This is a genomic window from Rugamonas sp. DEMB1 (assembly GCF_029834475.1).
Lineage (GTDB): Bacteria > Pseudomonadota > Gammaproteobacteria > Burkholderiales > Burkholderiaceae_D > Rugamonas > Rugamonas rubra.
In genome coordinates this window covers 5427651-5441566 of record NZ_CP122407.1, presented here as the reverse complement: position 1 = coordinate 5441566, position 13916 = coordinate 5427651, and the positions used below count along the sequence as shown (strand labels likewise).

At 69.1% G+C, this 13916-nt stretch carries 11 protein-coding genes and 2 pseudogenes; 6 read left to right on the top strand and 7 right to left on the bottom strand.

The annotated features are described in order from the left end of the window. Positions 1-186: 186 nt before the first annotated feature. The 6 genes and pseudogenes from QC826_RS25095 (at position 187) to QC826_RS25070 (ending at position 7478) form a co-directional block, all read left to right on the top strand. Positions 187-1228 (top strand): annotated as a pseudogene (locus QC826_RS25095) (rod shape-determining protein). Between the two features lie 100 nt (positions 1229-1328). After that, the gene (mreC, locus tag QC826_RS25090; protein WP_279762935.1) at positions 1329-2498 is read left to right on the top strand and encodes a rod shape-determining protein MreC; all 1170 of its coding nucleotides are present in this window, start codon (positions 1329-1331) and stop codon (positions 2496-2498) included. Further along, complete coding sequence (mreD, locus tag QC826_RS25085) at positions 2495-3007, top strand: rod shape-determining protein MreD (protein ID WP_279762934.1); 513 nt, start codon at positions 2495-2497, stop codon at positions 3005-3007. The genes mreC and mreD overlap by 4 nt, the downstream gene beginning before the upstream one ends. 70 nt (positions 3008-3077) lie before the next feature. Next, complete coding sequence (mrdA, locus tag QC826_RS25080) at positions 3078-5288, top strand: penicillin-binding protein 2 (protein ID WP_279762933.1); 2211 nt, start codon at positions 3078-3080, stop codon at positions 5286-5288. 10 nt (positions 5289-5298) lie between these two features. Continuing rightward, positions 5299-6411, top strand: coding sequence for a rod shape-determining protein RodA (gene rodA / locus QC826_RS25075; RefSeq protein ID WP_279762932.1), 1113 nt, complete (start codon positions 5299-5301; stop codon positions 6409-6411). Positions 6412-6431: 20 nt separating this feature from the next. Next, the gene (locus QC826_RS25070; RefSeq protein ID WP_279766599.1) at positions 6432-7478 is read left to right on the top strand and encodes a septal ring lytic transglycosylase RlpA family protein; all 1047 of its coding nucleotides are present in this window, start codon (positions 6432-6434) and stop codon (positions 7476-7478) included. Positions 7479-7502: 24 nt separating this feature from the next. Here the strand turns inward: QC826_RS25070 and QC826_RS25065 are convergent, their stop codons facing one another. From QC826_RS25065 to argS, 7 genes and pseudogenes are all read right to left on the bottom strand, one after another. Continuing rightward, positions 7503-8198, bottom strand: coding sequence for an SPOR domain-containing protein (locus QC826_RS25065; RefSeq protein ID WP_279762931.1), 696 nt, complete (start codon positions 8196-8198; stop codon positions 7503-7505). A 12-nt stretch (positions 8199-8210) separates the two neighbouring features. Next, complete coding sequence (locus QC826_RS25060) at positions 8211-8960, bottom strand: type III pantothenate kinase (protein WP_279762930.1); 750 nt, start codon at positions 8958-8960, stop codon at positions 8211-8213. After that, positions 8957-9769: a biotin--[acetyl-CoA-carboxylase] ligase gene (locus QC826_RS25055; protein WP_279762929.1), complete on the bottom strand. Its 813-nt coding sequence runs from the start codon at positions 9767-9769 to the stop codon at positions 8957-8959. Before QC826_RS25055 ends, QC826_RS25060 begins: the two co-directional genes overlap by 4 nt. Beyond that, positions 9766-10546, bottom strand: a pseudogene (locus QC826_RS25050) (SDR family oxidoreductase). Before QC826_RS25050 ends, QC826_RS25055 begins: the two are co-directional and overlap by 4 nt. A 28-nt stretch (positions 10547-10574) precedes the next feature. Further along, positions 10575-11258 carry a thiol:disulfide interchange protein DsbA/DsbL gene (locus tag QC826_RS25045; RefSeq protein WP_279762928.1) on the bottom strand — a complete coding sequence of 228 codons (684 nt, stop codon included), beginning with the start codon at positions 11256-11258 and terminating at the stop codon, positions 10575-10577. Positions 11259-11286: 28 nt separating this feature from the next. Then, positions 11287-12024 (bottom strand): SPOR domain-containing protein, encoded by a 738-nt coding sequence (locus QC826_RS25040; RefSeq protein ID WP_279762927.1) that lies wholly within the window; start codon positions 12022-12024, stop codon positions 11287-11289. A gap of 21 nt (positions 12025-12045) precedes the next feature. After that, positions 12046-13755 carry an arginine--tRNA ligase gene (gene argS, locus QC826_RS25035; protein WP_279762926.1) on the bottom strand — a complete coding sequence of 570 codons (1710 nt, stop codon included), beginning with the start codon at positions 13753-13755 and terminating at the stop codon, positions 12046-12048. Between the last annotated feature and the right edge of the window lie 161 nt (positions 13756-13916).

The window sequence follows — 13916 nt, the reverse complement described above, 5'->3', positions numbered from 1 at the left end:
CGCACTTTCGCTTGGATTTTCGGCAAATCGCATTCAAATTATAAGGTAGAATGGCGGGTTGATGCGTTGCCGGCGCTGAATTGTCGCTGCCGCCGCGTCCGAACAGACAGCGATCGCGCCGCCGGCGCCCGCTCGGCTACTCCCTATAACGGCTTACGCGCACATTCGAGGCGCCACAGGATACTCATGTTTGGTTTTTTACGTCGATATATCTCCACCGATCTGGCCATTGACTTGGGCACGGCCAACACCCTGATTTACGTACGCGGCCAGGGCATCGTCCTGGACGAGCCGTCGGTGGTCGCGATCCGCCAGGAAGGCGGCCCGAACGGCAAGAAGACGATCCAGGCGGTCGGCAAGGAAGCCAAGCAGATGCTGGGCAAGGTGCCCGGCAACATCGAGGCGATCCGCCCGATGAAGGACGGCGTGATCGCCGACTTCACCGTCACCGAACAGATGCTCAAGCAGTTCATCCGCATGGTGCACGACTCCAAGTTCTTCCGTCCGTCGCCGCGCATCATCATTTGCGTGCCGTGCGGCTCGACCCAGGTGGAACGCCGCGCGATCCGCGAATCGGCGCTCGGCGCCGGCGCCTCGCAGGTCTACCTGATCGAGGAGCCGATGGCGGCCGCAATAGGCGCCGGCCTGCCGGTGTCGGAAGCGACCGGCTCGATGGTGGTCGACATCGGCGGCGGCACCACCGAGGTGGGCATCATCTCGCTGGGCGGCATGGTCTACAAGGGTTCGGTGCGCGTCGGCGGCGACAAGTTCGACGAGGCCATCGTCAACTACATCCGCCGCAACTACGGCATGCTGATCGGCGAGCAGACCGCCGAGGCGATCAAGAAGGCCATCGGTTCGGCCTTCCCCGGCTCCGAAGTGAAGGAAATGGAAGTCAAGGGCCGCAACCTGTCCGAAGGCATCCCGCGCTCCTTCACCATCTCGTCCAACGAGATCCTCGAGGCGCTGACCGACCCGCTCAACAACATCGTCTCGGCCGTCAAGAACGCGCTGGAACAGACCCCGCCGGAACTGGGCGCCGACATCGCCGAAAAGGGCATGATGCTGACCGGCGGCGGCGCGCTGCTGCGCGACCTGGACCGCCTGCTGATGGAGGAGACCGGCCTGCCGGTGCTGGTGGCGGAGGCCGCTGACCTGCGTGGTGCGCGGCTCGGGCATGGCGCTGGAACGGATGGACCAACTCGGCTCGATCTTCTCCTACGAATGATCACCACGCGGGGCCGCCAAACAGCGGCCCCGCTGCAATTTTGGATGCGGTGATAGGATAGCCGGTTCGTTGGCGCGCGAGCGCCGGATTATTGGAAGTCATGGAATACAGTCCTCCGCCACTCTTCAAACAAGGCGCCTCGGCCCGGGGCAAGATGACGGTGTTCGCCTGCATATCGATCGCGCTGCTGCTGGTCGATTCGCGCATGCATTCGCTGGCCACGCTGCGCACCACCGTCGGCACCGCGCTGTACCCGCTGCAAATGGTCGCGCTGCTACCGCGCGACGCCATCTACGGCATGGGCGATTATTTTTCCAGCCTGGCGGCGCTGGAGAAGCAGGTGCGCGAACTCAAGCGCCAGCAGATCGCCACCTCGCAGGCGCTGCAGCAGGCGCAACTCAATTCCGTTGAAAACAACCACCTGCGCAAGCTGATGGACGCGCACGAGCGCCTGCCGGTCAAGTCGATGCTGGCCGAGGTGCTGTACGACGCGCGCGACGTCAACAGCCGCAAGATCGTGCTCGACCGCGGCACCCAGCAGGGCGTCGCGCTGGGCCTGCCGGTGATCGACAACCAGGGCGTGGTCGGCCAGGTGACGCGGGTGTTCCCGTTCACCTCCGAGGTCACGCTGCTGACCGACAAGGAGCAGGCCATTCCCGTGCAGCTGCTGCGCAACGGCCTGCGCAGCGTGGCCTACGGCCGCGGCAAGGCCGGCACGCTGGAGCTGCGCTTCACCGCGCCCAACGCCGACATCCAGGTCGGCGACATCGTCGTCACCTCGGGCCTGGACGGGGTCTACCCGGCCGGCCTGGCGGTGGCCCGCGTCAGCCAGGTGGAGAACAGCGCCGGCGGCTCGTTCGGCGGCGTGGTCTGCCAGCCGCTGGCCGGCATCGCCAACAACACCCAGTTGCTGATCCTGATGTCGACGCCGGACCTGCCGGCCCGGCCGCCGGAAGAGGAAGTGCGCACGCTGAAAAAACACGCCGGCAAGATGGGCCCGATCAAGGAGGCGCCGAAGGAGGGCGCCGCCGCACCCGCCGCAGCGGCCGGCGCGCCGGCGGCGGCCACCGCCGCCACCGTGATTACACCGGCCGGCGTTGGCGCCAAGCCGGTGGCAGCGGCGCCAACGCCGGCCACCACCACCGCCGTCAAGCCGGCGGCGACCAGCGGCGCCGCGCCGGCCGCCACCGCCACCGCCACCGCCGCCGCCGCCACCGCCACCGTCAAACCGGCGGCGGCCGGCGCCAAACCGAAAGAGGAGGCGCGATGAACCGCCCGCACTATATTCTGCTGCCGGTCAGCCCGCTGTTCATCGCCTTCAGCCTGTTCTGCGCCTTCCTGCTCAACCTGCTGCCCTGGGGCGGCTTCGTCGGCGCGCCCGACTTCGTCGCGCTGGTACTGGTGTTCTGGGGCGTGCACCAGCCGCGCAAGGTCGGCATCGGCACCGCCTTCTTCCTCGGCCTGCTGATGGACGTGCACGACTCGACCCTGCTGGGCGAGAACGCGCTGGCCTACACCCTGCTGTCCTACTTCGCCATCATGCTGCACCGCCGCGTGCTGTGGTTCCCGCTGCTGACCCAGGCCATGCACGTGTTCCCGCTGCTGTTGCTGGCGCAGTCGGTGCAGATGCTGGTGCGCTTCTTCGCCTCCGGCAAATTCCCCGGCTGGTTCTATTTCATCGAAAGCGTGGTGGCGGTGGCCTTGTGGCCGATCGCCACCTGGCTGCTGCTGGCACCGCAGCGGCGCGCGGTCGACCGCGACCACACGCGGCCGATTTGAAGCGGCTGGTTGCGGCGGCGGCGCCGCGCCGCCGTCCCACTGTGTCACTTTGAGGTGTTGAGTCCCCCGCATGACTGAGATTAAGAATACGGAACGCGAGCTGCACCTGTTCCGCCTGCGCCTGACGGCGCTGGGCGCTCTGGTGTTCGTCTGCTTCGCGCTGCTGCTGGCGCGCTTCGTCTGGCTGCAGGTGATCAAGCACAGCGACTACGCCGCCCAGGCCGAGGACAACCGCATCGCCGTGGTGCCCATCGTGCCCAACCGCGGCCTGATCCTCGACCGCAACGGCGTGGTGCTGGCGCGCAACTACTCGGCCTACACGCTGGAGGTGACGCCGTCCAAGCTACGCGTGCCGCTCGACGAGACCATCGACGAGCTGGCCAAGCTGGTCGAGGTCGACATCAAGGACCGCAAGCGCTTCAAGAAGCTGCTCGAGGAGTCGAAGAACTTCGAGAGCGTGCCGCTGCGCACCCGCCTGAGCGACGAGGAGGTGGCGCGCTTCACCGCGCAGCGCTTCCGCTTCCCCGGCGTGGAGATCCAGGCGCGCCTGTTCCGCCAGTATCCGCTGGGCGAGACCGCCTCGCACGTGATCGGCTTCATCGGCCGCATCAACCAGGGCGAGGCCAAGGCCATCGAGGCGCGCGAGGACGCCGCCAACTACAACGGCACCGACCATATCGGCAAGGAGGGCCTGGAGAAGAGCTACGAGCACCAGCTGCACGGCACCACCGGCTACGAGGAGGTCGAGGTGTCGGCCGGCGGGCGGGCCATCCGCACGCTGTCGCGCACCCCGGCGGTGCCGGGCAACAACCTGATCCTGTCGGTCGACATCGAGCTGCAGAAGGTGATCGAGGAGGCCTTCGGAGAATGGCGCGGCGCGCTGGTGGCGATCGAGCCGTCGACCGGCGACGTGCTGGCCTTCGTCTCGCGGCCCGGCTACGACCCCAACCTGTTCGTCGACGGCATCGACCAGCAGAGCTGGTCGGAGCTGAACAACTCGCTGGACCGGCCGATGGTCAACCGGCCGCTGTCGGGCACCTACGCGCCCGGTTCGACCTTCAAGCCCTTCATGGCGCTGGCCGCGCTGGAGACCGGCAAGCGCACCACCAGCCAGGCGATCTTCGACCCCGGCTTCTACATGCTGGGCGGGCACCGCTTCAACGACGATGTGCGCGGCGGCCACGGCACGGTCGACATGCGCAAGTCCATCGTGGTGTCCTGCAACACCTACTACTATGTGCTCGGCCACGACATGGGCATCGACCAGATCCACGACTTCATGAAGCCGTTCGGCTTCGGCCAGCCGACCGGCATCGACCTGGAGAACGAGAAGATCGGCGTGCTGCCGTCGCAGGCATGGAAGCGGGCCCGCTTCAAGGGCGCCTCGGCGCAGAAGTGGGTCGGCGGCGACACCATCTCGGTCAGCAACGGCTCCGGCTACAACAACTACACGCCGCTGCAGATCGCCCACGCCGTGGCCAACCTGGCCAACAACGGCGTGGTGATGAAGCCGCACCTGGTCAAAATCGTCGAGGACGGCGCCACGCGGGCGCGCCAGCTGACGGTGGCCAAGGAGAGCTACCGCATCCCGCTCAAGCAGGAGAACATCGACTTCATCAAAAACGCCATGGTCGGCGTGACCAGCGAGCCGGGCGGCACCGCCTACCGCGTCTTCGCCAACGCCGGCTACACGGTGGGCGGCAAGACCGGCACGGCGCAGGTGATCGCGATGAAAAAGAACGAGAAGTACAACGCCGCCAAGCTGGCCGAGCGCCTGCGCGACAACTCGCTGTTCACCGCCTTCGCGCCGGCCGACAAGCCGCGCATCGTCATCGCCATGGTGGTGGAGAACGCCGGCTTCGGCGCCGCCATCGCCGCGCCGATCGCCCGCAAGGCGCTCGACTACTACCTGCTGGGCAAACGCCCGACGGAAAAGGAGACCACCAAGGTGCCGAAGGAGGACGCCGAGACGCTGGCGCCGGTGGAGGAACCGAGCTCCGAGGAGGTGGCGGCGGCGATCGAGCTGGCCAAGCGGCCGGCGGCAGCTCCGGCCAAGGTGCCGGCGCCGGCCCCGGCGCTCATCTCGCCGACCGGCCCGGCGCCCGCGGCGGGCAAGAACCCGGCCGCCGCGGCGCCGAAGAATCCCGTCCCGGCACCGGCCAAGACTCCCGCAACCGCGCCGGCGCCGGCGGCGACCCCGGCGCCGCTGCCGCGCGCGCCGGCCGCCCCGGCGCCGACGACGCCGGCCGCGCCGGTGGCGCCCGAACGCAAGAAACAATAAGGACAACCCTATGCGTATCAACGAAAGGCGTTCGCTGTGGCGTCGCCTGCGACCCTATTTCACCGTGTTCGACGGCCCGCTGGCGCTGATCATCATCCTGCTGCTGTCGACCGGCCTGGTGACGCTGTACTCGGCCGGCATCGGCATCCCTGGCAAGGTCGAGGACCAGCTGCGCAATATCGTCATGTCCTTCCTGGTGATGTGGATGGTGGCCAACATCAGCCCGCAAACGATGATGCGCATCGCCGTGCCGGTGTACATCGTGGCGGTGCTGCTGCTGGTGGCGGTGGCGCTGTTCGGCACCATCAAGCTGGGCGCGCGGCGCTGGCTGCACGTCGGCATCGACATCCAGCCGTCCGAGTTCATGAAGATCGCCATGCCGCTGATGCTGGCCTGGTTCTTCCAACAGCGCGCCGGACAGTTGCGCTGGCATTCCTACGCCATCGCCGCCGTGCTGCTGGCCATACCGGTCGGCCTGATCGCCAAGCAGCCCGACCTGGGCACCGCCCTGCTGGTGGTGGCCGCCGGCTTCAGCGTGATCTTCCTGGCCGGCCTGTCGTGGAAGGCGCTGGCCGGGCTGGCGGTGGCGGTCGGCGCCAGCCTGCCGGTGGTCTGGTCGGTGCTGCACGACTACCAGCGCGAGCGCGTGATGACGCTGATCGACCCCACCTCCGACCCGCTGGGCAAGGGCTTCCACATCATCCAGTCGACCATCGCGGTCGGCTCGGGCGGCATCACCGGCAAGGGCTGGACGCACGGCACCCAGGCCCACCTGGAGTTCATCCCCGAGCGCACCACCGACTTCATTTTCGCCGTCTTCTCCGAGGAGTTCGGCCTGGCCGGCAACCTGGTGCTGATGCTGCTGTACCTGCTGCTGATCGGGCGCGGCCTGATGATCGCCGCCAACGCGCCGAACTTTTTCACGCGCCTGCTGGCCGGCGCCATCACCATGATTTACTTCACCTACGCCTTCGTCAACATGGGCATGGTCAGCGGCATCCTGCCGGTGGTCGGCGTGCCGCTGCCCTTCATGAGCTACGGCGGCACCGCGCTGCTGACCCTGGGGCTGGGCGCCGGCATTTTGATGAGCATTCAACGCCACCGCAAGCTGGTACAAACCTGATGAGGAACGCCATGATTCCAATGACGACGCCGCGCAAGGAGACCCCGGCGCGCCTGACGCCGGCCCTGCCGGCCCTGCTGACCCTGTTGCTGGCGCTGGCCGGCTGTTCCAGCGTGCCGCTGAGCTCGACCGCGCCGGCCGCCCACACGCCGGCGCCGGCACCGGCCACGGCGGGCAAGGCGAGCCGGCCCGAAGCGGGCACGCCGGCACTGCCGGCGGCCGGTTCCGGCCGTGGCGGCTACTACCAGGACGACGGCCCGGGCGAGAACCCGCCGCCCAACCTGGCCGCCGTGCCGGACGCCGAGGTGCGCAACGACCCGCCGCTGCCGCGTTCGAACCGGCCCTATGTTGTGTTCGGCAAGACCTACACGCCGATGACCGACAACCAGCCCTACACGCAGCGCGGCGTCGGCAGCTGGTACGGCAAGAAGTTCCACGGCCAGCGCACCTCGTCGGGCGAGCTGTACGACATGTACAAGATGACGGCGGCCCATCCGACGCTGCCGATTCCCTCGTATGCGCGGCTGACCAATCTGGTCAGCGGCAACCAGGTGGTGGTGCGCATCAACGACCGTGGCCCCTTCCACGCGAACCGGGCGATCGACGTGTCCTACACGGCGGCGCTGAAGCTGGGCCTGCTGGGCAGGGGCAGCCACGAGCTGCAGATCGAACGCATCCTGCCCAACGAGATCGAGCGCATGATCGCCGGGCGCGGCAGCAAGCCGACGCCATCGCAGCCGTCGCAGCCGCAGCCATCGCAGCAGCAATTGGTGCTGGTGCCGGCGGCGGTGTCGCCGCCGACGGCCGCCTTGGCCGCCGTCGGCGGCGGCGCGGCGCCGGTCACCGCCGGCTTCTATCTGCAACTGGGGGCGTATGCGCGGGCGGAGAACGCCGAGTCGGCGCGCAGCCGCCTGCTGCAGGCCGGCTTGAGGGCCTTGGAGGTTGTGCAGGGTGGTTCGGTGCACCGGCTGTTCAGCGGGCCGTTCGCCAGCCGCCAGGAGGCGAGCGAGGCGGCGCAAGGCTTGCCCGCCGCCTTGAGCCTGAAACCGATCATCATCCAGCGCTGATTCGGCGCCGGCGCGCGGCCATCGCTACTTGCAGGCGCGCGCTTCGGTGCCGGGGTGGCCGGCGCGCAGCTGTTCCAGCTTGCCCTTGAGGGTGGCGTCGACGTCGCGGAACTGGTAGGCCAGCAGCTTGCTGCCGCTCATGCGCGGCGCCAGCTTGGCGCTGCGCACGCCCTGTTTCTGCAGGGCCGCCAGCAGGTTCTGCGCCGCCGGCTCGGTCTTGAACACCCCCAGCGAAATCGCCCAACGCATGGCCGAGTTGTCGGACATGACGAAGTAGTTGCTCACGCCCAGCTGTTTGAGCTCGGCCGCCTTCTTGTCGGCGGCTTCCTTGCTGCCCTGCGGCGGGATGAACACGATGTAGCTCGACACCTCGGTGCCGGGCAGGTTGTGGCGGGCCTGGCGGTCGCCCAGGCCCAGCGGCGCCAGTTGGGCCTCGAAGCGGCGCGCGTCGGCCAGGACGAAATTGCCGATTTCGAGGCAGGCCAGCAACTGCGGTGGCGCCGGCTTGGCCGCCGCCGCAGGGCTGCCGGCAGTATCGGCCGCAGCGGCCGCGCCGTTGGCCCGCTCGGCCGAGACCAGCGTCAGCCTGCCGCCGTTGAGCTGGTTCCGCAGCCGCGCCGGCTCGCGCTCGTTGCCGCTGAAATGGCCGAGGTAGCCCTGGCCGTAGGCGAACAGGGCGGCGTTTGCGGCGAGCAGCGACCAGAAGATGAATTTCAGCACGGGCGATCCCAATCAGGCGCTGCCGGCGGCAGCATGCAAACCGATGAGCACGACGTTGTCGACGACGCGGTGGGCCACCTTCAAGGTCGGCGCGATGAAGGGCGCGGCGCCGCCGGAGACGATGCAGTCGCTGGCCTGGTGCAGCGCGACGGCGTGTTCGATGGCGCCGCCCTGGGCCGCCAGGCAGCCGCTGAGGATGGCGTCGTCGGTGTTGTCGGCGAATCCGGCGGGCAGCCTCGCGTCTGGCGCGATCTGTGGCAACTGCGCCGTGTTGCGCGCCAGCGAGCTGGCCATCAGCGCCAGGCCGGGCAGGATCATCCCGCCGAGGAAGACGCCGTCGGCGCTGACGGCGTCGATGGTGGTGGCGGTGCCGCAGTTGGCGACGATGACGGCGCGGCCCGGCGCCAGCGCGCGCGCGGCGATGGCGGCGGCGAAGCGGTCGCAGCCCAGCTGGGCCGGATTGCGGTAGCCGTTGCGCACGCCGGCCAGCTCGGCCACCGAGGCGAACCAGAGCACCGCCGGCGCCGGCAGGGTGGACGGCAAGATCAATTGCAGCTGGGCGCGCAGGCCGGCGCCGGCGACGTTGGCCAGCAGCGCGCGGTGGATGTGGCGGCCGGCCAGCGCGGCGTTCCAGGCGGCCGGCAGCCGGCCCAGTTCGGCGTGCGGCACGGCACCAAAGGCGCGCCAGGCGCCCAGCGCGGCGCCGACCTCCACCAGGGCCCATTTGATGCGGGTGTTGCCGGCGTCGATCAACAGGATCATGCGTCCGCCAGTCGCAAGGAGACGTCGCCGGAGAGGATCTCGACGCGGCCGGCGGCGGTGTCGAGCAGCAGGCGGCCGATGGCGTCGACGCCGGCGGCGCGGCCCTGCTGCAGCACGCGGCCGCCGTCGACGATGCTGACCTCGCGGCCGTGCCAGGCGTGCAGCGCGTTCCAGCGCTCGCAGAAGGGGGCGAAGCCGGTGTCGTCGAATTCGGCCAGCACGGCGGCCAGGCGGCTGAGCAGGGTGGCCAGCAGCAGGTTGCGCTCCATCTGCGCCAGCCACGGCGCGGCGGCGACGCTGCGGCCGATGTCTTGTTCCAGCCGGTCCGGCATCAGCAGGTTGATGCCGGCGCCGACCACCGCCCAGACGGCGCCGTCCGGCGCGCTCTGCATCTCGACCAGGATGCCGGCCAGCTTGTCGCCGTCGCGCAGCAGGTCGTTGGGCCATTTCAAGCGCACCGGCACGCCCAGGCCGACTATGGTTTCGGCCAGCGCCACGCCCACCGCCAGCGGCAGGCCGACCAGGTTGCGCATGGGGCGCCTGAAGCGCCAGGCCAGCGAAAAGGTCAGGCTGGCGCCGGGCGCCGACAGCCAGGGCCGGCCGGCGCGGCCGCGTCCGGCGCTCTGCCGCTCGGCGACGCGCAGCAGCGGGCCGGGCAGGGTGGCGACGCGGGCCAGCAGGTCGGCGTTGGTGGAGCCGGTTTCGGCCACCACCTCGATCGCCACATGGCTGGCGCTGCCGGCGCAGTGGGCGGCGATGGCGCCGGCGGACAGGGCGGCGGTGCTGGTGGTGTTGGCGGTGGTGCTCATGGCAGCGGCTGGCGGGTCTTGTGCGGCGCCCTGGCGAAGGCCAGGTCGTACAGGGTGTTGGGCAGCAGGCGCAGCAGCTTGGCCACCACGCCCATTTGCCAGGGGATCACGGCGTAGCTGCTGCCGCCGGCGATCTTGCGCAGCGCGGCGGCGGCGAAGCGCTCGACCGGCATCAGGAAGGGCATCGGATAGGTGTTCACCTTGGTCATCGGCGTGTCGATGTAGCCGGGGCACAGCGTCACCACCTTGATGCCGTAGGGGCGCATCTCCAGCCGCAGCGATTCGCAGTAGCTGATCACGGCGGCCTTGGAGGCGCTGTAGGCCTCGGCGCCGGGCAGGCCGCGTATGCCGGCCACGCTGCCGATGCCGACCAGGCGCGCCGGCGTGCGCTGCGCCCGCATGGTGGCGATGAAGGGGGCGAAGGTGGCGGCGGTGGCGAGCAGGTTGGTGGCGATGATGGTGTCGAACACCGCCAGGTTCCTCGGCGTGTTCGGTCAGGGTGCCGGCCGAGACGCCGGCGTTGGCCACCACCACGTCGATGCCGCCGGCGTGGGCCAGGAAGTCCCGCGCGGCGGCGGCGATGGCGGCGTGGTCGCGCACGTCGACGCTGTAGGCGCGGTGGCGTTCGGGGTGGGGCAGGCCGGCGACCAGCGTGTCGAGCGCGTCGCGGCGGCGCGCCAGCAGGCCCAGGGTGGCGCCCTCGGCGGCGTAGCGCGCCGCCAGCGCGGCGCCGATGCCGCTGGAGGCGCCGGTGATGAAGACGCGCTGCGGCGTCATGCTGTGTGGGCGCCGGTCGCGGGCATGCTTATTTCTTTTCCGCTTTCGCTTTCGCCAGCAGCACGTCCATCACCTGCAGCACCTCGGTGTGCAGCTGGGCTTCGGTGGTGGCGCTCTTCTTCTCGTCGTCGGCCATCGAGGGCGAGGTGATGAAGCGGCCGTCGATGGCCAGCATCGGCCACGAGTCGATCTGGTAGGCGGCCATCATGGCGCCGGCCTTGCGCACGCGGCCGGCCACGCCGAAGGAACGGTAGGTGTCGACGAACTTCTGCTTGTCGACGCCCTGCTTGGCGATGAAGTCGAAGACCTGCTCGTCGCGGTTCAGGCGGTTGTGGGCGAGGTGCATCTCGTCGAAGATCTTGTTGTGCATCTGCTCGCTCAACAGGCCCATTGCGTCGAGCGTGTAGAACAGCTTCTGCTGCGGCGCCACGCTCTCGTCGCGGCCGACGTGGACGCGCTTGTAGACGATGTTGTCGCCCTGTTTTTTGACCCAGGCCGCCAGCGCCGGCTCGAAGGAGTGGCAATGCGGGCAGTAATAGGCGAAGAACTCGGTGATCTCGATCTTCTTGCCCGACTCGGTCGGCTGCGGCGCGGACAGCAGCTGGTATTCGACGCCGGCCTTCGGCGCCGCCGGCGAGGCCGAGGCGGAGCCGGCGACCAGGGCCAAGGTGCCCAGCGCCAGCGCGCCCACTACCCGTTTCAGAATTCGCATCGTTACTCCCTCGGTATGTTGGCTGGGCTTACTTTTGATTGCGCACGACGGCGACGTCGACGCCGTTTTCCGACAGTTTGCTGCGTACCCGGTTCATCGACTCGACCTGGTTGAACGGGCCCATGCGCACACGGTGCAGCACGCCTGTGTCGGTGCTGCGGTCGGAGATGGTGGCCTCGAAACCGAGCAGGGCCAGCTTGGCGCGCGCGCTCTCGGCGTCGCCGATTTCGCGGAAGGCGCCGGCCTGCAGATAGTAGGTGTACTTCTCGTCGGCGCCGGCGGCGGCCGGCGTGGCGGCGGTGGACGGTTTCGCCGCGGCGGCCGGCGCGGCCTTCTGCGGCGGGGTGATGCGGTCGACCACGGCCTGCAGCGGATCGGCGGCCGGCGCCTTCGGCTCCGGCTTGGCCTCCACCCGGGCGGGCGGCTTGGGCTCGGGCTGGGCCTCGACCCGGGTGTCCGGCTTGGCGTCCGCTTTGGTGTCCGGCTTGGATTCGCGCACAAAATCCTTGGCCGCTTCGCGCGCCGCTTCCTTGTTGCCGTACATCGGCTTGTTCGGATCGGCCACCTGGCCCGCCGTCGGTTCGCTCGACTTGCCGTTGCGGCCGTTCTTGTCGGTGAAGGGCGTGGCGCCCTTGGTGATGGCCAGCGCGACGATGACGGCGATGACCAGACCGATGACCAGGCCGATGATGATGCCGACCAGGGTGTTGCCCTGTTGGCGGCGCGACGGAAGGCGGGCGGGGGTGTGGCGGAAGCGGAAATTCATTGTGCGTGATGTCCTTCGCGATTACATTTTGTTCGGAGCGGAGACGCCGATCAGCGCCAGGCCGTTGCGCAGCACCTGGCGGGTCGCCACCATCAGCGCCAGACGGGCCAGCTTGAGCGCCTCGTCGTCGACCAGCACGCGCTCGGCGAAGTAGAAGCTGTGCAGGTTGGCGGCCAGTTCGCGCAGGTAGAAGGCGACCTGGTGAGGGCCCAGTTCGGCCTGGGCGCGCGCCAGCATGTCCGGGTAGGCGGCCAGGGTGGCCAGCAGCGTCGCCTCGGACGGCGCCGTCAGCGGCGCCAGGTCGACGCCGGCCAGGGTGGCGACGTCGCCGCCCCACTGTTCGAGCATGCGGCAGATGCGGGCGTGGGCGTACTGCACGTAATACACCGGGTTCTCGTCCGAGGTCTTCAGGGCGACGTCGACGTCGAAGACGAACTCGGTGTCGGCCTTGCGCGAGATGAGGAAGAAGCGCACCGCGTCGCGGCCCTTGGCGATGTCGCCGCCGCCGGACCATTCGATCAGGTCGCGCACGGTGACGTAGGAGCCGGCCCGCTTGGAGATCTTGACCTCCTCGCCGTCCTTCATCACGGTGACCATCTTGTGCAGCACGTAGTCGGGGTAGCCCTGCGGCACGCCCAGGTCGACCGCCTGCAGGCCGGCGCGCACGCGGGCGATGGTGCCGTGGTGGTCGGAGCCCTGCACGTTGATGGCCTGGACGAAGCCGCGCTGGAACTTGACGATGTGGTAGGCGACGTCCGGCACGAAGTAGGTGTAGCTGCCGTCGCTCTTGCGCATGACGCGGTCCTTGTCGTCGCCGTAGTCGGTGGTGCGCAGCCACAGCGCGCCCTCCTGCTCGTAGGTCTTGCCGGCCTTGACCAGGGTCTCGACGGCGCTGTTGACCTTGCCGTCGGCGTACAGCGACGATTCGAGGTAGTAGTTGTCGAACTTGACGCCGAAGGCCTGCAGGTCCATGTCCTGCTCGTTGCGCAGGTAGGTGACGGCGAAGGCGCGGATCGAGTCGATGTCGTCGACGTCGCCCGAGGCGGTGGCCGGCTGGCCGTCGCTGGCCGAGACGGTCTTCTTGGCGAGGAAGTCGGTGGCGATCTCGGCGATGTAGTCGCCGTTGTAGGCCGACTCCGGCCATGCGGCGTCGCCCGGCTTGAAGCCGCGCGCGCGCGCCTGCACCGAGTTGGCCAGGGTCTGGATCTGCACGCCGGCGTCGTTGTAGTAGAACTCGCGGGTGACCTGGTAGCCCTGGGCGCCGAACAGCGACGACAGGGCGTCGCCCAGCGCGGCCTGGCGGCCGTGGCCGACGTGCAGCGGACCGGTCGGGTTGGCCGAGACGAATTCGATGATGACCTGCTTGCCGGCGCCGGCGGCGCTCTGGCCGAAGGCGGCGCCCTGCTCGAGCACGCTGTTGACCACGGCCTGCTTGGCGGCGTCGGTCACGCGCAGGTTGATGAAGCCGGGGCCGGCGATGTCGGCCGAGGCCACCAGGCCCTGGCCGGCCGGGTTGGCCAGCAGCGCGGCGACGATCTGGGTGGCCAGTTCGCGCGGGTTCATCTTCAGCTGTTTGGCCAGTTGCATGGCGATGTTGCAGGCCACGTCGCCGTGCGAGGGGTCGCGCGGACGCTCCAGCACGACGTTGGCGCCGACACTGGTGCCGGCCAGGACGGGGGCGAGGGCGGCCTGGAACAGGGCGGTGATTTCTTGTTTTTGGTGGGCGAGCATGAGCGGGTTGGCGGCCGGGCCGCGCTAAATGAAAACATCCGAAAGCGAAAACGGCAGGCACACTGGGGCGCCGGCCAAACAGCGGTAATTATAACGGTTTGATACCGCTTTGGCGTGCCCCGGTCGGCGCGGCGCGGCGGCGGCCGGGCGGCGCGGGCGAA